Annotated in this window: 1 protein-coding gene; it reads right to left on the bottom strand. The window is 36.8% G+C overall.

Annotated elements, in window-relative coordinates; all coding sequences use genetic code 11:
* Nucleotides 1-359 (bottom strand): hypothetical protein (locus HMPREF2954_RS12040; protein ID WP_141755608.1); only part of this gene is annotated, 359 nt, incomplete at its 3' end.
* Nucleotides 360-383: the final 24 nt, after the last annotated feature.

A 383-nucleotide genomic window follows, 5' to 3' on the forward strand; every position in this document is an offset into this window, starting at 1 on the left:
ATTTTTTTCTGGTAAGTCGGAGAGACAGGCCCGCTTCTTCTGATTCCGGGCAAACTCGAAGTAATTAAGCCCATGGATTCTCCATTATAATCTATTGTTATTTCAAATCCTTTCGAAAAATAAAGAGAATATCTGTCTTTAAAGCCGGCAAGAGCGTTTTCCAACCATCTCCTATTGCTAATTTCACCTTGTATTTCACTATATATCCGAGTGACTGTAAATCTGGTTTTAATATCGCCTCTGGATGCTTCTTCTTTCGCAGGAATTTTATTTTCCGAACCGTTAAAACTGTGTTTGGAAAAATCAAATTCATAACATTGTCGGCCATTGTCAATAAAACAATGGTATTGTTCTCCCATTTTCAATAGTGACCGTTTCAAACC

Origin of the sequence: Neisseria sp. HMSC067H09, assembly GCF_001814135.1 — a bacterium.
Classification (GTDB): Bacteria; Pseudomonadota; Gammaproteobacteria; order Burkholderiales; family Neisseriaceae; genus Neisseria.